The organism is Rhodopseudomonas sp. P1 (assembly GCF_039642825.1).
GTDB classification, from domain to species: Bacteria; Pseudomonadota; Alphaproteobacteria; order Rhizobiales; family Xanthobacteraceae; genus Rhodopseudomonas; species Rhodopseudomonas palustris_H.
Window position 1 is genome coordinate 1199112 of record NZ_CP088006.1, and the last position, 18475, is coordinate 1217586.

At 66.9% G+C, this 18475-nt stretch carries 12 protein-coding genes and 1 pseudogene; 6 read left to right on the forward strand and 7 right to left on the reverse strand.

The features are described 5' to 3' along the window. Positions 1 to 2: 2 nt before the first annotated feature. A complete protein-coding gene (locus LRC39_RS05605; RefSeq protein WP_346296605.1) occupies positions 3 to 1289 on the reverse strand; it encodes an MgtC/SapB family protein in 1287 nt (428 codons plus the stop codon). Between the two features lie 469 nt (positions 1290 to 1758). Here LRC39_RS05605 and LRC39_RS05610 point away from each other — a divergent pair, with 469 nt between their 5' ends. The 4 genes from LRC39_RS05610 to LRC39_RS05625 all read left to right on the forward strand — a co-directional run bounded on the left by LRC39_RS05610 (position 1759) and on the right by LRC39_RS05625 (position 8015). Then, positions 1759 to 1914 carry a DUF3096 domain-containing protein gene (locus LRC39_RS05610; RefSeq protein WP_013500996.1) on the forward strand — a complete coding sequence of 52 codons (156 nt, stop codon included), beginning with the start codon at positions 1759 to 1761 and terminating at the stop codon, positions 1912 to 1914. A 91-nt stretch (positions 1915 to 2005) separates the two neighbouring features. Beyond that, positions 2006 to 5008 (forward strand): pyruvate, phosphate dikinase, encoded by a 3003-nt coding sequence (gene ppdK, locus LRC39_RS05615; protein ID WP_346296606.1) that lies wholly within the window; start codon positions 2006 to 2008, stop codon positions 5006 to 5008. A 320-nt stretch (positions 5009 to 5328) separates the two neighbouring features. Further along, a complete protein-coding gene (locus LRC39_RS05620; RefSeq protein ID WP_264075711.1) occupies positions 5329 to 6759 on the forward strand; it encodes a cell wall hydrolase in 1431 nt (476 codons plus the stop codon). 296 nt (positions 6760 to 7055) lie between these two features. Beyond that, positions 7056 to 8015, forward strand: a complete 960-nt coding sequence (locus LRC39_RS05625) for an IS110 family transposase (protein WP_142884215.1) — start codon at positions 7056 to 7058, stop codon at positions 8013 to 8015. Between the two features lie 382 nt (positions 8016 to 8397). Here LRC39_RS05625 and nadC read toward each other — a convergent pair whose 3' ends face one another. From nadC to nadA, 3 genes and pseudogenes are all read right to left on the reverse strand, one after another. Next, positions 8398 to 9273, reverse strand: a complete 876-nt coding sequence (gene nadC, locus LRC39_RS05630; protein ID WP_346296607.1) for a carboxylating nicotinate-nucleotide diphosphorylase — start codon at positions 9271 to 9273, stop codon at positions 8398 to 8400. 53 nt (positions 9274 to 9326) lie between these two features. After that, positions 9327 to 10901, reverse strand: a pseudogene (locus tag LRC39_RS05635) (L-aspartate oxidase); the annotation flags it as partial. Between the two features lie 94 nt (positions 10902 to 10995). Next, complete coding sequence (gene nadA / locus LRC39_RS05640; protein ID WP_346296608.1) at positions 10996 to 12108, reverse strand: quinolinate synthase NadA; 1113 nt, start codon at positions 12106 to 12108, stop codon at positions 10996 to 10998. 351 nt (positions 12109 to 12459) lie between these two features. Here nadA and LRC39_RS05645 point away from each other — a divergent pair, with 351 nt between their 5' ends. Both LRC39_RS05645 and LRC39_RS05650 read left to right on the forward strand, forming a co-directional pair. Next, the gene (locus LRC39_RS05645; protein WP_346296609.1) at positions 12460 to 13446 is read left to right on the forward strand and encodes an MDR family oxidoreductase; all 987 of its coding nucleotides are present in this window, start codon (positions 12460 to 12462) and stop codon (positions 13444 to 13446) included. 114 nt (positions 13447 to 13560) lie between these two features. After that, positions 13561 to 14145: a hypothetical protein gene (locus tag LRC39_RS05650; protein ID WP_107343230.1), complete on the forward strand. Its 585-nt coding sequence runs from the start codon at positions 13561 to 13563 to the stop codon at positions 14143 to 14145. Between the two features lie 34 nt (positions 14146 to 14179). On the opposite strand, the gene LRC39_RS05655 is transcribed toward LRC39_RS05650, so the two are convergent. From LRC39_RS05655 to LRC39_RS05665, 3 genes are read right to left on the reverse strand one after another with little or no spacing between them, the layout of a single operon-like run. Further along, positions 14180 to 16861, reverse strand: coding sequence for a DUF2339 domain-containing protein (locus tag LRC39_RS05655; protein WP_346296610.1), 2682 nt, complete (start codon positions 16859 to 16861; stop codon positions 14180 to 14182). Between the two features lie 51 nt (positions 16862 to 16912). Continuing rightward, positions 16913 to 17908: an NUDIX hydrolase gene (locus LRC39_RS05660; RefSeq protein WP_107343232.1), complete on the reverse strand. Its 996-nt coding sequence runs from the start codon at positions 17906 to 17908 to the stop codon at positions 16913 to 16915. Continuing rightward, positions 17905 to 18411: a tyrosine phosphatase family protein gene (locus LRC39_RS05665; RefSeq protein ID WP_346296611.1), complete on the reverse strand. Its 507-nt coding sequence runs from the start codon at positions 18409 to 18411 to the stop codon at positions 17905 to 17907. The genes LRC39_RS05660 and LRC39_RS05665 overlap by 4 nt, the downstream gene beginning before the upstream one ends. Between the last annotated feature and the right edge of the window lie 64 nt (positions 18412 to 18475).

Below are 18475 nucleotides of genomic sequence, written 5' to 3' on the forward strand. Positions count from 1 at the left end.
GCTCACGCCGCGATCTTCGCCAGCCACGCCGCCAGGGCAACGCCGACGATCGCCAACGCCACCAGCATCACCGCGCTCTGCCAGGTGCGCCGGCCGCCGAACGCCACCGCGTAGGCGGCCTTCAGGACATTGTTGGACGATGCCGCGATCAGCACCGCGATCGCCACCGCATGTTCGCCGATGCCCGCGGTGCCGCCCTGCGCCAGGTTAAGCACGAAGGGATCGATGTCGGAGAAGCCGACGATCGCTGCCAGCCAGTAGATGCCCTGCGTGCCGAATTCGGTTTTCACCCAGGTCGAGGCCAGCGAGATCGCCACGAACAGGACTGCGAACACCGCGGCGGCGCCGAGTTCGAGCGGGTTGCCGCGCTCCGATGGCTGGGTGGCTTCGCCGCCGGGCGCCTTGATGATGAGGTATTGCAGCGCTGCGATTGCCAGAGCGACCGCCGCGAGGCCCAGCATCGGCGCCGCCAGTGCACGCGCCAGCGTCATGTTGAACACCGCGATCACCACCAGGATGCGCAGGTACATGATGCCGGTCGCCAGCGTGATACCCGCCGTGGCCTGGCGGCGGAACGACTCGCTGACGGCGGCCTGCCGCGCCAGCACCACGGTGGTGGCGGTCGAGGAATACAGCCCGCCGAGGCCTGCCATCCACAGCCCCTGGGCGGCGCGCTGCCAATAGCGCTGCGCCAGATAGCTCGCATAGGACAGCGCCGACACCAGCGTCAGCGCCAGCCACACCTGCCGCGGCGTGATGCTGGTGAGCGAGGTCACCGGTTCGGCCGGCAGCAATGGCAGCACGACACCGCTGAGGATCAGAAACTGCGCCGCGGTGGTAATCTCGCGCGTATCGACCTTACGCACCAGCCGGTGCAGCCAGTCGCGGCCCGTCAGCAGCATCACCGCCGTGACCGTGACGCCGACCGCGACCCAATGCGGCAGCGCCAGCGCGATCGCCCCGAGCAGATAGGCGTGAACGTTGAGCAGCAGCACGACGAGGCCTGCATTGCGTTCGCCCTGGTCGTCACGCTCGCGCAGATGCACCGTGTAGAAGATCGACAGCCAGACGCCGAGCACCAGCAGGCCGCCGGTGAAGGCGACCAGATGGGTGGGGTCGAGCCAGTACAGAACGCCGCCGCCGAGAGATAGCAGTGGAAAAGTGCGGACGCCGCCCGGCCGCGCGGATTTGCGCTGCTCGAAGAAATCTTCGAACGCGAAGCCGAGAAAGAAACTCAGCAGCAACAACAGCGCGAGGCTGTGAACGGACGGTGTTGCGATCATCGGCATCGGCGAGGCCGCATCTGCGCGGGAGGACGTCGGCGCGGCAGAGCACCGCGACGCCGGCGCGAGAGCCGAGCCGGTGCCGGAACTCTAGCAGGCGGTGCGATGCGGGAGAAGCAATCGGAAGGCGAGGGAGGACCGACGGAGAAGAGCCCCGCCCGGCGGGGGAACGGGACGGGGCTCTCCGATCCGGCCGCGTCGGTGGCGTCCGGACCCACGTTCAAGCGAATTGCGCGTCCACCTGAACGATCAAAGAGCAGCGGCCTGTCGAGGCTGCGCCGCTCGGTCTGGTGAGGCAATGCCCGCCCGCGCGCGATGTTCCGTGCAGGGATGTCGCAGGGGTCCGGATCTTTGCCGGTCAGGGAACCCTGAGCCACGCAGCGGCGTCATCAGCCGCCGGTATCGCTCCTTGCCCGCGTCCGCTACCAATCCGCCTGCGATTCGATCCGATCGCTTCCTTCCGCCGGAGACTGCCATGACAATCACCACTGCCCACATTCCAGCCATCGTCGCGTTGATCGCCGGTATCCTGATTCTGGTGATGCCGCGGCTGCTGAACTTCATCGTCGCGATCTATCTGATCTGCGTCGGACTGATCGGTCTGGGCGCGTTGCGTTTCCTGCATCTTTAGTCGGCTCGGGTTCCGCCAGCTTGCTTGAGACCGCTAAAACGTGGTCTAAAGCGCCCGTTTTCTGTTCCTCTTTCGCGGACCGTTGAGAGCCATGGCCAAAGCCGCTTCGAAGAAGAAGACCGCCCCGAAATCCAAGTCTTCCGGGACTGCGCGTGGAAAGGGCGCTGCCGCGTCGAGTGCACGCAAGGCAGTGGCGAAGAGCCCGCCGAAGCCGGCCAAGAAGGCTGTTAGCAAGCCGGCCGCAAAGCCCGCTGCAAAGCCCGCCGCGAAGTCGAAAGCGGTGACCAAGCCCGCCACCAAGACGGTGACCAAGGCTGCGGCCAAGCCGGCGACGAAGCCGGCCGCGAAGGCGGTGGCCAAGGCCGCCGCAAAGCCCGCCAAGAAGCCCGCCGCCAAGGCGGTTGCCGCGCCGAAGGCCGGCAAGTGGGTCTACACCTTCGGTGACGGCAAGGCCGAAGGCCGCGCCAACATGCGCGACCTGCTCGGCGGCAAGGGCGCCAACCTTGCCGAGATGGCCAATCTCGGACTGCCGGTGCCTCCGGGCTTCACCATTCCGACCTCGGTCTGCACCTACTTCTACGCCAACGGCAAAACCTATCCGAAGGAGCTGCAGTCGCAGGTCGAGCGTGCGCTCGAGCACGTCGGCAAGCTGACCAACAAGAAGTTCGGCGACGCCAAGAACCCGCTGCTGGTGTCGGTGCGCTCCGGCGCCCGCGCTTCGATGCCGGGTATGATGGACACCGTGCTCAACCTCGGCCTCAACGACGAGACGGTCGAAGCGCTGGCCGAGAAGTCGGGTGATCGCCGCTTCGCCTATGACAGCTATCGCCGCTTCATCACGATGTACTCGGACGTGGTGCTCGGCTTCGAGCACCATCACTTCGAGGAAATCCTCGACGCCTATAAGGACGCCAAGGGCTTCACGCTCGACACCGACCTCGATGCCGACGACTGGGTCGATCTGGTCGGCCAGTACAAGGAAGCCGTGGCGCGCGAGACCGGCGAAGACTTCCCGCAGGATCCGCATGCCCAGCTGTGGGGCGCAATCGGTGCGGTGTTCTCGTCGTGGATGAACGCGCGCGCGGTGACCTACCGCCGCCTGCACGACATTCCGGAATCCTGGGGCACCGCCGTCAACGTTCAGGCGATGGTGTTCGGCAACATGGGTGAGACCTCGGCGACCGGTGTCGCCTTCACCCGTAACCCGTCGACCGGCGAAAGCCGGCTGTACGGCGAGTTCCTGATCAACGCGCAGGGTGAGGACGTCGTCGCCGGCATCCGTACCCCGCAGGACATCACCGAGCACGCCCGCATCGAATCCGGCTCCGACAAGCCGTCGATGGAAATGGCGATGCCGGAGGCGTTCAAGGAGCTGACCCGGATCTACACCCTGCTTGAGAAGCACTATCGCGACATGCAGGACATGGAGTTCACGATCGAGCAGGGCAAGCTCTGGATGCTGCAGACCCGCGGCGGCAAGCGCACCGCCAAGGCGGCGCTGCGGATCGCGGTCGAGCTCGCCAACGAAGGCCTGATCAATCGCAAGGACGCCGTGACCCGGATCGAGCCCGGTTCGCTCGACCAGCTGCTGCATCCGACCATCGATCCGAACGCCAAGCGCGACGTGATCGCCACCGGCCTGCCGGCCTCGCCCGGCGCCGCCTCCGGCGAGATCGTGTTCTCGTCGGATGAGGCCGCCAAGCTGCACGCCGACGGCCGCAAGGTCGTGCTGGTGCGCATCGAGACCAGCCCGGAAGACATCCACGGCATGCATGCCTCGGAAGGCATCCTCACCACCCGTGGCGGCATGACCTCGCACGCCGCCGTGGTGGCGCGCGGCATGGGCAAGCCCTGCGTCTCCGGCTGCGGCGCGATCCGCGTCGACTACGGCCGCGGCACGATGATGATCGGCAACCGCACCTTCAAGGCCGGCGACATCATCACCATCGACGGCGGCACCGGCCAAGTGCTGGCCGGCAAGATGCCGATGATCGAGCCGGAACTGTCGGGCGACTTCAACACGCTGATGGGCTGGGCCGACGAAGTCCGCAAGCTCAAGGTCCGCGTCAACGCCGACACCCCGGCCGACGCTCGCACCGCGATCAAGTTCGGCGCCGAAGGCATCGGCCTGTGCCGCACCGAGCACATGTTCTTCGAAGAGACCCGCATCCGCACCGTGCGCGAGATGATCCTCGCCGAAGACGAGCAGTCGCGTCGCTCCGCGCTCGCCAAGCTGCTGCCGATGCAGCGCGCCGACTTCGTCGAGCTGTTCGAGATCATGAAGGGCCTGCCGGTGACGGTGCGCCTGCTCGATCCGCCGCTGCACGAGTTCCTGCCGCACACCCAGGCGGAGATCGAGGAAGTGGCGCGGGCGATGAACGCCGATCCGCGCCGGCTCGCCGATCGCGCCCGCGAGCTCGCCGAGTTCAATCCGATGCTCGGCTTCCGCGGCTGCCGTTTGGCGATCGCCTATCCGGAGATCGCCGAGATGCAGGCTCGCGCGATCTTCGAGGCCGCGGTCGAGGCCGAGAAGCGCACCGGCGAGCAGGTCGGTCTTGAAGTGATGGTGCCGCTGATCGCGACCCGCGCCGAGTTCGAGCTGGTCAAGGCCCGGATCGACGCCACCGCGCAGGCGGTGAACCGCGATTCCGGCAGCAATCTGAAGTACCAGGTCGGCACCATGATCGAGCTGCCGCGCGCCTGCCTGATGGCCGGTGACATCGCCGAGAGCGCGGAGTTTTTCTCGTTCGGTACCAACGACCTGACTCAGACCACGTTCGGCATCAGCCGCGACGACGCTGCCAGCTTCCTCGGCACCTATATCGAGAAGGGCATCTTCACGGTCGATCCGTTCGTGTCGGTGGACCGCGACGGCGTCGGCGAGCTGGTCCGCATCGGTGTCGAGCGCGGCCGCAAGACCCGCGCCAAGCTCAAGGTCGGCATCTGCGGCGAACACGGCGGCGACCCGGCGTCGGTGGCATTCTGCCACGAGGTCGGCCTCGACTACGTGTCGTGCTCGCCGTATCGCGTGCCGATCGCGCGGCTCGCCGCCGCGCAGGCCGCGCTCGGCAAGGGCATCGCCAGCCAGGCGTAATCGCGCCTCGCAAGACTGATCAGATTTCGAATGGCCGGGCTTCGTCCCGGCCATTTGTATTTGCGCGCTGGTAACCAGCGGCGCGGCTGATGTGCAACGTCTTGTTAACGACGTCGCACAACGCATTCTTAACCAGCGTTATGAAGCGCTGATTCACCACATTCGCAGCCGGTTCCGCGAACTAACAGCTTGGCGTTGCGTGTTGCGCGGATGCATCGGCCATTAACGCCCGGGCAACTTTAATCGGATAACAACAGAAACGATCAACTTGTCCGAAACCGTCGGATTTGGTCGCGAGTAAGCGTTGCGTGAGCGTATCGATGTCAGTCATGCGTAACCGGTCGAAGGGCGCGCGGATTGCGTCCTTCGGCCTCGGGGTCTGTGTCTTCGCGGCGCTGCCCAATGAAATCGGACACCAGGATATTGCGTCGCTGCTGGTTCGGCAGACGGGCGTCACCGAGCGCTGGCAGAAGCGGATGTTCGCGTCCTCGCTCGGCTCGGTGCAGGTCGCGACGTTCTCGTTCGGCCGGCCGCTCGGAACCTGGACGCCGCAGCTCGGCTCGTCGCGCCTGGTCAGCATCGAAGGTCGCAGCGGCGGTCTCGCCGCGACCCACAATCCGCTGCTGCAGGCGCCGTCCCGTTACCAGGCATCCGACTATCCGAAGGTCGATCGTACGCTGAAGGGCGACCGACTCGCGCTTGCCAAGCCCGACCAGTCTCCGACCCTCGAAGTCGCGCCGACGCCGGAGGACGCCGGATCGCAGGCGCCGAATGTCGCTGGCGCCAAGACCGCCGACCAATTCCCGAGTTCCGAGCAGAACGGCGCGGTCCACGCGGCCGAAGCCTCGCCGGCGCTCGATCCCGAGCTTGCCGAAGCGCTGAAGTCCGAGCCGCTGCCGCAATACGACGGCTCGCTGTCGCTCGATAAGGATCACGAGGCGGCCGCCGTCGCGCCGCGGCCGCGCGATCCGTTCTCGTTCAAGACCGCCAGCCTGTTCTTCGGCACCGGTTCGCTCGGCGGCATGGATGAGTCGCTCGAGCAATGGCAGCCGGGCGAGGAGCCGATCATCGTGTCGCCGAACGCAGCCGATCCCGATATGAAGTCGCCGCTGCCGCAAACCGCTGCGCTCGATCCGTCCGCTTCGGGCGAGACCATCGCCGGCAAGGGCCAGGTCAACGCCGATCACCACGTCAAGACCCCAGCCGAGCGGCTCGGCCTCGCCAATGACTCCAAGCTCCGCGCCAAGCACGAGAAGTGCCTGGCGGAAGCCGTGTATTTCGAATCGCGCGGCGAAAAGGTGCGCGGCCAGATCGCGGTGGCGCAGGTGGTACTCAACCGCGCGTTCTCAGGCTTCTATCCGACCAACGTCTGCGGCGTTGTCTATCAGAACAAGAATCGCCGCTACGCCTGCCAGTTCACCTTCGCCTGCGACAACATCGCCGACGTGGTGCGCGAGCCGGAGATGTGGGATCGCGCCCGCAAGATCGCGCGCGCGATGCTTGACGGCAAGCTGTGGCTGCCCGAAGTCGGCAAGTCGACGCACTACCACGCCTATTGGGTGCGGCCGTCGTGGGTCCACGAGATGAAGAAGATGTACAAGTTCGGCGTACACACCTTCTATCGTCCGCGCGCCTGGGGCGACGGCAGCGACGCCCCGAGCTGGGGCACCGCCGCCGAAACCGCTTCGATCGCCGCCCAACTCGCCGAAGCCGCCAAGAGTTCGGCGGAGATTCAGGCGAAGGGCAACTAAGCGGAACACGCGCACAGGTCTGTGCATCGCTGATCCGCAAGCCCAAGCGGTCATTCCGGGGCGCGCGCAGCGCGCCCCCGGAATCTCGCGTTTTGGAAGGCAGCGCTTTGCCCCGCTTCAGATTCCTGTATCTGCGAGGTGCTGGTGCATAGTCAGCACGACGGAGGCCGCTCGGTGGATTCCCGGCCGATCATCTCGCCGTAACCCGGTGCGGGCGCCTCTGTCGGTGTTGCTTGATCGAACAGTCGCACGGGCATTGCCGTTGCGGTGATCGCCCGCATACAGGACCGATGCCCATGACGATTGCAGTGCCGCTTGCGGTTGCGGCCGGCGTCGATGCCGGCCAACGTTTCCTCGATGTCGCGCTGGCTCCGTCGGGCCAGACCTTCCGGATGCCTAATCTGGCCGAGGGCATCGCCGAGATCATCGCCCGCCTCGAACGCTCCGGCGTCAGGCGGGTGGTTCTGGAGGCGATCGGTCCCTATGCCGAACCGCTGGTCAAAGCGCTTTCGGTCGCCGGCTTCGAAGTCGGCATCGTCAATCCGCGCCGGATCAAGGCGTTCCGCGAGGCCGAAGGCGGTCGCGCCAAGACCGACAGGCTGGACGCGCGGCTGATTGCGCGCTTCGCTCTCACTATGCCCGAGACCCTGCGCCCCCTGCCGACCGACACCCAACTCGAGCTGAAGGCGTTGTCGCTGCGACGCCGCCAGCTCACCGAGATGATCGCGATGGAGAAGACCCGGATGAAGCAGGTCCGCGGCACGCTCCTGCTCGATAGTCATCGGGCCGCGATCGCCGCGTTGTCGGCGCAGTGCCAAGCCATCGAGGCCGAACTCGCCAGGCGCATCGGCGACGACGCCGAACTCCGCCGCGTCCTTCACATCCTCAAATCGATCCCCGGCATCGGCGAACGGGTGGCTACGCTCCTCATCACCGACCTACCCGAACTCGGCCAGCGCGATCGCAAGGCCATCGCCAGCCTCGCAGGGCTCGCGCCCCACGTCAGCCAATCCGGCGCAGCGCCGCCTCGCGCCGCCATCGCCGGCGGACGTCCTTGCGTTCGCGCCGCCCTCTACATGGCCGCCCTGGTCGCCGCCCGCCACCACCCCAAGCTCCGCGACGACTACAACGCCCTTCGCCTGCAAGGAAAACCCGGAAAGGTCGCGCTCATCGCAATCGCCCGAAAACTGCTCGTCACAGCCAACGCACTCGTCAAAGCCGACACGCCATATCAAGGTAAGACCCTTGACACATGAGACAGTCGCCGGGTTCGCTCGCTCTCGCGAGCGCCCCGGAATGACACCTTCAGCTTTCGTCATTCCGGGATGCGCTGCGGAGCAGCGCAGGCCCGGAATCCATAGCCACTGCGCTTGCGCTTTGGGCGAAGCGGTTATCGCGCTGTGCCTCAACGCGATGACGGTGGTTATGGATTCCGGGCTCGCGCTTCGCGCGCCCCGGAATGACGTGGCGGAGTTATTACTTGTATGCCGACGTCATGCGCGGGATTGACCGCGCCTGCGGGGCCGAAGCCCCTTCGGCGCGGCGAAGGCCCGTTCTTCAAGAGGATGGATTGCCGGGTCGAGCCCGGCAATGACGTTGGTAAAGCAAGAAGTCTTCGGCTGTTTGCGGAGCGCCAGCCTAAGCGTCGATATCCAGCGCGACGTCGAAGTTCGGGGCCGAGTGCGTCAGTGCGCCGGAGGAGGCGTAGTCGACGCCGGTGGCGGCGATGCTGCTGATCGATTCGCGCGTGACGCCGCCGGAGGCTTCGAGCACGACGCGGCCGGCGCTCATCGCGACGGCCTGCTTCAAGGTGTCGAGGTTCATGTTGTCGAGCAGCACGACGTCGGCGAGGCCGGTGTCGAGCACCTCGCGAAGCTGATCGAGGGTGTCGACCTCGATCTCGATCTTGACCAGATGGCCGATCTTGGCGCGCGCCGCTTCGAGCACCGGGCGAATACCGCCGGCCACCGCGATGTGGTTGTCCTTGATCAGGATGGCGTCGTCGAGGCCGAAGCGGTGGTTGAAGCCGCCGCCGCAGCGCACCGCGTATTTCTCCAGCGCGCGCAGGCCGGGCGTGGTCTTGCGGGTGCAGCAGATCCGCATCTTGGTGCCGGCGGTATGGCGGACGTAGTCCGCTGTCAGCGTCGCGATGCCCGACAGCCGGCCGACGAAGTTGAGCGCGGTGCGCTCGCCGGTCAGCACGGCGCGGGCCGGACCGGAGATCGTCAGCACCTGAATGCCGGCCGCTACCGTGTCACCGTCGCGCACATGGGCGGTGATGGCGACTTCTGTCGAGAGCTGGCGAAAGGTCTCGATCGCCAGCGGCAGCCCGGCGATCACGCCGGCCTGGCGTGCCACCAGGATGGCGTGGGCTTGGGTCGCCTCCGGGATGGTCGCGACCGAGGTGACATCGCCGGCGCGGCCGAGATCCTCATCGAGCGCGCGGCGCACCGCATCGGTGATCGCCAATGGCGACAGGAATGCATCGGGATGCAGCAGGGCAGACGGCAACATGAAAGGTGGTCCTGATCAGGCGAGGGATTGCGCAGCGAGACGTGGCGCGCGCGGGCAGCGTCGCCGAGCGCGGCGGCGCGCTCGCGGGCCTGCGCCAGCGACGTGGTGGTGCGCTTGGCCTGCGCCGGGTTCTCAGTCGGATAGTCGGCGCGGTAGTGCGCGCCGCGGCTCTCGGTGCGTGCCAGCGCCGCGGTAGCGACCAAAAGCGCGGTCGTCGCCATATTGGCGAGCGTGGTCGACGAGGTCTCGGCTTCGAGCGCCGCAAAGGTCCGCACCGCTTCGCTTAGCCCGTCACGATCGCGGACCACGCCGACCTTGCCGGCCATGGTCTGCCGCAGCAACTGCTCCTGCGCCGGATCGATCGGCGTGCTTTGCGTCTCGTGCACATCGAGCCGCGACTTGGTGGCAGCGAGTTCGGTGCCGGCGATGTCTTCGGCGATGCGCGCCGCGTACACCACCGCTTCGAGCAGCGAGTTCGAAGCAAGCCGGTTGGCGCCATGCGCGCCGGTGCAGGACACTTCGCCTGCCGCCCACAGCCCGCGCAGCGAGCTGCGGCCGTGCATGTCCACCGCGATGCCGCCCATGTGGTAGTGCGCCGCCGGCGCGATCGGGATCGGCTGGGTCGCAGGATCGATACCGGCCGAGATGCAGCTCTCGTACACGGTCGGGAAATGCTCGGCGAAGTGCGCGCCCAGCGCCTTGGTGGCGTCGAGATAAGCGCCGCGGCCGGAGGCGACTTCGGCAAATACGCCGCGGGCGACGATGTCGCGCGGCGCCAGCTCGGCGAGCGGATGCGCGGCGAGCATGAAGCGCTCGCCCTGGCCGTTGATCAGGATCGCGCCTTCGCCGCGCAGCGCCTCGGTGGCGAGTGGCGCTGGATCGCGCCCCACCATGATGGCGGTCGGATGAAACTGCACGAATTCCGGGTCGGCGATGCGTGCGCCGGCGCGGGCCGCGATCGCCAGCCCGACGCCGCGGGCCTCGATCGGATTGGTGGTCACGGCATAGAGATGGCCGATGCCGCCGGTGGCGAGCACGACGGCACGCGCGGCGATGTGCATCGGCGCACCGGCGGCGTTGCCCACCTTGCGCAGCCGCAGTCCGGCGACCGCGTCGTCGTGCATCAGCAGCCCGTCGGCGAACCAGCCTTCGATCACCTTGATCGACGGCGTCTTGCGCACCGCGTCGGTGAGCGCGCTGATGATCGCCTGGCCAGCCATGTCGCCGCGAACGTGGACGATGCGCCGCGCCGAATGCGCCGCCTCGCGCGCGACCGCCAGCCGGCCTTCGAGGTCGCGGTCGAACGGAACGCCGTAGCTGAGGAGATCGTGGATGCGCGCGGCGGCTTCGCCGGCGAGGCGATGCGCCACCGCCTCGTCGACCAGTCCGGCGCCGACCGCGATGGTGTCGGCCGCGTGCGATTCGGCGCTGTCGCCTTCGCCGACCGCGGCGGCGATGCCGCCCTGCGCCCAGGCGGTGGAGGCGCCTTCGCCGAGCGGCGCGGCGCTGATCACCGTCACCGGACGCGGCGCCAGCTTCAGCGCGCAGAACAGGCCGGCGAGACCGCCGCCGACGATAACGACGTCACCATGGATGCCAAGATGTGCGAACTCGGGCGTGGTGCTCATGCGGCGATCCAACTCTCACGCGATTGTCCGCGAACGCCTTCGATGCACAGCGTATGGCGGCACGGACGCCGCCATACGTCGCAAGCCCTGAGGCTCAGTTGTTCAGGTTGATCATCCGCTCCACCGAGCGCCGGGCCGGCGCAATGATGGCGGGATCGACCGTCACTTCCTCACGCAGATACACCAGGCTGTCGAGGATCTTCGCCAGCGTGATCCGCTTCATGTGCGGGCACAGATTGCACGGCCGCACCATTTCGACGTCGCGCAGCTCGGCCTGGACGTTGTCGGCCATCGAGCACTCGGTGATCATCACCACGCGCTTCGGATGCTGGGTCTTGACCCAGTTGATCATGTGCGCGGTCGAGCCGGTGAAGTCGGCTTCGGCCAGTACATCCGGCGGACACTCCGGATGCGCGATGATCTTCACGTTCGGATCGGCCTCGCGATAGACGCGCAGCTCGTCGCCGGTGAAGCGCTCGTGCACCTCGCAGGCGCCCTTCCAGGCGATGATCTTCACCTTGGTCTGGGAGGCGACATACTTCGCCAGATACTGATCCGGCACCATGATGACGCGATCGACGCCGAGGCTTTCGACCACCCGCACGGCGTTCGACGAGGTGCAGCAGATATCGACCTCGGCCTTCACGTCGGCCGAGGTGTTGACATAAGCGACCACCGGCACGCCGGGGAATTTCTCGCGCAGCAGCCGAACGTCGGCACCGGTGATGGAAGAGGCGAGCGAGCAGCCGGCGCGGGAATCCGGGATCAGCACGCGCTTCTCCGGATTCAGGATCTTCGACGTCTCGGCCATGAAGTGCACGCCACACTGCACGATGGTCGAAGCTTTCACCTTGGTGGCTTCGATCGCGAGCTGCAGCGAGTCGCCGACGATGTCGGCGACGCAGTGGAAGATTTCCGGTGTCTGGTAGTTGTGCGCCAGGATCACGGCATCGCGCTCGCGCTTCAGCTCGTTGATCGCTTTGACGTACGGCGCCATGAACGGCCACTCAACCGGCGGAATGACGGTCTGCACCTTCTCGTACAGGTGCGCCGTGGCGGCCTCGACCTCCGGCGTCCATTCCAAGGACGGCATCGGGAGCGCGCGGGCGCGTTCGGTGGGACTCAGCGGCGCGCGCGGAAGCGATCCTTGGCGCGCATGCGGCGGCAGGCCGAAATTCTCCGGACCGTAGAGTTCAGCAAGCGGCATCGACGCCTCCTTGTACCGCGCTCCAATATATACTCAGTTTGAGCATATGCTGGGTTTGAGAAATCCGGCCACGATGGGCCGGCAACTTTCCAACCGCTGCGATGAACCGCTTCCCTAAAGCCTTCGCGTCCCCGCGCCCCGCTTCCAGGAACCTATGAGGAAACACTTATCCTCATTCAGAGCATAACTAATATAACACGTGGCTTCAGGTTCCGCCAGAGGCCGAAAGGGCTAAATCGTCACACCAGAGTCACGCATTTGCATCGCTGCAGCGCAGCGATCTTTACAGCGGGCCTGCGCTTTCTCTAACTCACGTCGGCATCGGCAAGCACAATTCAAGGGGGAGCGACAATGGCGACGTTCAAGGCGATCCGCATCGACAAGGCCGAGAAGGGCACCGTTGCGGCGCTGACCCAGTTCGACGAGGCCGAGCTGATGGACGGCGACGTCACGGTCGCCGTGGAGTGGTCGACCCTCAACTACAAGGATGGTCTCGCGCTCACCGGCAAGGCTCCTGTGGTGCGCCGTTTTCCGATGATCGCCGGGATCGATTTCGCCGGCACTGTGCTGGAGTCGTCGCACCCGGACTGGAAGGCCGGCGACAAGGTGGTGTGCAACGGCTGGGGCATGGGTGAAACTCACCTCGGCGCCTATGCGGAGAAGGCCCGCGTCAAAGGCGACTGGCTGGTGCGGTTGCCGCAGTCGCTGAGCGCGCGCGACGCGATGGCGATCGGCACCGCCGGCTACACCGCGATGCTCAGTGTGCTGGCGCTGGAGAAGCACGGGCTGTCCCCGCAGGATGGACCGGTGGTGGTCACCGGCGCGGCCGGAGGCGTCGGCTCGGTGGCGATCGCGCTGTTATCCAAGCTCGGCTATCACGTCATCGCTTCGACCGGCCGGGCGTCCGAAGAGGCTTACTTGCGCCAGCTCGGGGCCGCCGAGATCATCGACCGCAACGAGTTGTCCGGTCCGGCCAAGCCGCTGGCGAAGGAGCGCTGGGCCGGCGGCATCGACAGCGTCGGCTCGACCACGCTGGCCAATCTGCTGTCGATGACCAAGTACCGTGGCGCCATCGCGGCCTGCGGCCTCGCAGCCGGCATGGACCTGCCGAGCTCGGTCGCCCCGTTCATTTTGCGTGGAGTGTGTCTTTACGGCATCGACTCGGTGATGTGTCCGCTGGCGGAGCGCAGGCGCGCCTGGGAGCGACTCGCAACCGACCTCGATCCGGCAAAACTTGCGGAAATCACGCAAGAAATTTCCCTCGACCAGGTCATCGACGCCGGCGCCAAGGTGCTGGCCGGTCAGGTCCGCGGCCGCATCGTGGTGAAAATTTCGTAGGGGATCGGTTACTTCGTTCAGACTTTACCAACCAAGCTGCGCCATTCTTGCCGCAGTTTGTATGGTAAGGATCGGGTTAAGCGAGTTTCACCCGCTCCCAGTAGGAGTACAGGCATGTTTGCGCGTTTCGTTGTCGGCGCTGTGATATCCGGCGCTGCGGTCCTTCCGGCGATGGCTGGTTCGATGAATGCGGACGAGGCGCGCAAATTCGTCGCCAACAAGGTGTTCGCGTTCACCTGCTTCGACGGAACCCGCGGCGCAGGCCGGGTGTTCGACGATGGCGGCGCCGCCGGTCAGGTCCAGTTCTCCGGCTCCGGTCCCAACCGTTTTATGCGGCTGCCCGGCAATACGCTGCAGGTTCGCGGCGAGGCGATCTGCGCGTCGATCAAGGGCATTCCGTTCGAGCCCTGCTTCAACCTCAACAAGACCAGCGAGCGCAGCTTCCGCGGCTCGGTGTCGGGGATGGGCTTTGCGTATTGCGACTTCCGCCATCAGGGACGGATCCAGCTCGCGCGCGCCATTTCGCATTCTCACGCGCAGAGCCGGCCGCGCTCGCTGCACGCGCCGGGCACTCAGCAACGCGCCGAAGTCACCGCCAGCGTTCCGACGCCGCGCGTCGAGTCGGCGCGGCTCGATCCGCCGAGGGCCGAGACCGCCAAGATCGAAGCCGCGTCCGAACTGCGCCGCTCGACGGACTAACACTGTTCGTACCTGCTGCTGATCTCATGATCAGTTAAACCCCCGCCGACGGCGGAGGCTGCGATGGCGCGTCCGCCGCCGCTGTGCTGCGCGGCCGGAACAGGATGCGCTGATACAGCCATCCGATCGCCACCAGCACCACGCCGAGGCCTATGAACGACAGCGCCCGGTACACGCCGGTCAGCGTCGACATGTCGATCACGAACACCTTCAGCACGGTGAGGCCGATCACCACCGCCGACGCCAGTCGCGCGCGCTGTGAGTTGAACAGCAGGCCGGCACCGAGCAGGATCACACCGCAGATCAGCCACGCCACCGAGTAGGTGTATTGTTCGGCATCGGTGGTCGGTCCGTACGACAGAATCGGGCCGTGATACACGCGCTGCACCTGTAGCGTCACGTAAGCGAGCCCCATGATCAGCGCCAATACGGCGAAGCCGTTGCCGTAGACCGGGCGCCGCACGCCTGCGACCGCATAGGACAGCAGCAGCGCCAGCACGGCCGGCAGGGCGTAACCGAGCACGAGGCGGTTGATGATCAGCCCGCCGACATCGGTGGCCCAGAACGTCGGGTTCTCCCACAGCAGCAGGCCGAACACGCTGCCCAGTGCTGCGAAGACCGCGAGCAGGATCGCAGCGATATTGTGGACGGGGCTGTGGCTGCGCAGCCGCAGCCGTTCCAGGCCGATTGCCATGGCCAGCGTGACGCAAACCTGCAGCGCGACTTCGGTGAGCCCCGCGCTGTCGCGATAGACGTCGCCGCCGTTTACGGCATGACGGATTTCCATAAAGGCCAGTAGCACCGTGAACAGGATCGCGGCGGATTCCACCATGCGGAGCGGTTTGTCGTCGCCGCGCCGGCGCATCCAGATGCTAGCCAGCCAGAACGAGGCCGCCGGCACGCCGTAGCCCCACAGCAGCCAGTTGAACACCGGTGTGGTGCCGACCGCGTCGCCGACGATCCGCGGCTCCCAGCCGATCCGCGCCACCACGATGCCGGCGAGGATCGCGGCGAGCCAGCGCAGGAACGGGATCGGTCGTTGCAGCGAGATCCACGCGGTGCCTGCCGCCATCAGCGCCAGCGCGATAGTGAGCCAGCCCTTCTCCAGCGCGAAGGTCAGCCCCAGCGCCAGCGCGCCGAGCGTTCCGGTTGCGAACAGCGCGATCGAGATCGGCAGCCCCGGCCGGTTATCACGCTTGCTGAGATGTTCGGTGGCGAAACCGAACGCCGCCGCGAGCACGATGGCGACGATCGCGAACGGAATCGAGCGGTCGAGATGCGCGATCCGTGCGTACAGTGCGATCAGCAGCGCCAGCGGTGTGAACACGCCGGCCGCAGCCCAGATCACCGGAACAGCTGCGCTCGAAGATCGTCCCTGCGCCAGGATGCCGAAGCCTGCGAAGCCGATGCCGAACACTGCGGCGGCGATCAGATGCGTCGTCACCGGACCCGACAGCGGGTCGGCGCCGATGCCCGGCAGCGCTCCGCCAGGAACGACGAGCAGCTCGGGACTGCCGCGCACCACCCACGACAGAAACACCAGACCGACCAGGCCAGCCGCAGCGCCGACCGCGGCAGTGGCGGACGCAGCCTGCCAGGCGATGCCGAGCGTAGCGGCGACCAGCACGGCGAACACGATCAGCGCCGCATCGCTGTGCGTGCTGGCGACCACGATCAGCGCGGCGCCGAGCAGATAGGTCGCGAGCGCGACTGATGACACCGGCTCGATCCGGCCCGGCTCGATCGCCGGGCCGAACAGCAGGCCGCACACCACCAAGAGTGCGGCGAGTGCGAAGCCCGCGATGACGTGGAAGGCATGCGGCGCGACGAGCGTTGCGGCGCCTTCGAGGCCGGGCAGCGTCCACAGCAGCGCAAGAATGACCGTCGTCACCGCCAGCCAGCGCCACAGCCGGATGCGGGCGAGCGCGAACGAAGCGGCTGTGACGACCGCCAGATAGATATACAGCGCCCAGTAATCGGGCTCGCCCGACGAGACCAGCACCGGCGTCGCAAAGCCGGCGACGACGCCGAGCCCGGCGAGTGCCGGTCCATGGAGCAGCGCTGCGGCGAGCGTGCCGAGCGCGACAAGGCCGAGCAGGATGAAGGCGGTCGCGGGTGCGAGGAAATCGTAGAGCGCGTAAGCCGCATACACGGTCGCAAAAGCCACCGCGGTGCCGGCGGCGGTGAGGATCGCCGGGATGTTGGCGATCGGCAGCGCGGCGAGCTGAGCGACGCTTTCCTTGCGGCGCGTGACTTCGCCGGCGATCAGCAGCGCCAGCGCGAACAGGCCGCCGAGCAGCACCCGCACGCCGGGGCCGAGCAGGCCCTGCTCGATCGAGTAGCGCACCATGAAGAAGCCGCCGAGCGCCAGCGTCAGGCCGCCGATCCACACCACCCAACGGGTGCCGATCCGCTCTTCGAAGCCGGGCTTCGCAGCTTGCGGCGTCGCCTCGACGGAGGAGGCGGGCGTTGTTTCGGGAGCTGGTGCTTCGGCCGTGACCGTCGCGGCCATCTCCGGCACCGGCTCGGCCTCAGGAGCCAGCGGAGCTTCCTGGATCGCGGACGGAGCAGCCGTGGCGGCAAGCGGTGCCACGGGGAGGGGCTGTCCAGCGGTGAGGGCGTCGAGCCGGGCGCGCAGCTGAACGATCTGGGTCTGCGTCTTGCGGGCGATCACCAGGGCAACGATGGCGATCGCAAAAGCCAGTAGCTCGAACATCCAACCTCCAGGCGAGCGGCCCGGGTGGTTGGGCGTTTCGCATTGACTGACTTATCGCCGGCCGCGCACCCGCAGGCCGGGGGCGGGGCGTTCCTGCAGCACCTCGCGGCGGAAGCGGAACAGCGCAGCGGGGCGCCCGCCGGTTCGTGTCGACATCTCGCCGGTCGGTTCGACCAGCGCGCCGGCTTCCACCAGGCGGCGGAAATTCTGCTTGTGCAGATGCCGGCCGGAAATCGCCTCGACGGTGTGCTGCAATTCCGTGAGTGTGAACTCGGGCGGCAGAAGTTCGAACACCACCGGGCGGTATTTCAGCTTGGCACGGAGCCGCGCGATCGCGGTGGCGAGGATGCGGCGGTGGTCGAAGCGCATCGCGACGCCGAGCGTCGGCATCTTGCTCCGCGACAGTGCCGCCGGGCGGCCGTCGCGGCGCGCCTCTTCGATCAGCCCCGCCTCGTAGAGCAGCTCGTAGCGGTCGAGCACGCGCTCCTCGTCCCACGGCGCGCCATCCATGCCGAAGAACAGCCGCACCCGATCGCGCCGCGCCAGCGCCCGCGCCATGCCCGGCTCCTCGGCCTGGGCGGCCCAGGCGGTGAGTTCGGGGATGATATCGCGGGCGATGATCGCCGGCTGCTGCTCGCGCCAATCTTCCCACGGGAAGAACCGATACCAGGGTTCGAAGGTGGCGCCCGCCGCGCGCGCGGCATTGTCGGCGGCGCGGGTCAGCGCCAGATAGCCGATCGACGCGACGTGGACTTCGGTGTCGCCGAGACGGGCATGACGGCCGCGGTCGCCGAAGGTGTAGAGCTGCTCGACATAGCCGAGCCGCAGGCCGGTCTGCTCTTCCACCCAGGCGCGCAGCCCGATCTCCAGCGTGCGGTGGGTGATGGCGTCGAACGGGCCGGAAGGAAGGCCGGCGAGGCTGCCGCCACCGTCGCCCGAGGCGGTCAGGATCATCGGCTGGTTGGCCTCGATCGCGACGATCGCCGCGGTCAGCCCGATCTCGATCGGAACGGTGGACTTGTCGCTCATCTCGAAGGGGAGGCTCATTCGAGATCGACGCGAAACGGCACGCCCTCGATGCTGAGATCGCCAGGGCCGATCACTTCGATGGCGCGCAACATCCGCCCCTGCCGTCCCAGCGCCCGATCGGCCAGCGCCACGATCAACCGGTTCGGCGAAGCGCAGGGCGAGGCTCGGCGGATCTGGCGGGCGATCGTCACCTCGTCGCGGTGCGGATTGAGCGCGCAGGCGGCCGCAAACGCACTGGCGGTGGAGCGGCTGATTCCAGCGTAGCAGTGCACCACCAGGGGAGCCGACCGGTCCCAGCTTCGGACGAAGTCGAGCACCTGGGTGATGTGATCGAGATTCGGCGCATTGAAGCCGTCCATCACCTCAGTGATGTCGTCCATCTCGATCCGCAAATGATTGGATTCGAGCACCGTGGCCGGGCGTTGCACCTGACCGACATTGGCCATCACCGAGAGCACATGGCTGGCCTCGGTCGCCGCAACGGTCGGATGCAAGGCTGCGAGCGAGCAGACGTGAATCATGGGCCTTTCCGAGGTTGGCGCGATCTTAATCCTGCGCCGCGGGCGGTGAAAGCGCGATGACGGG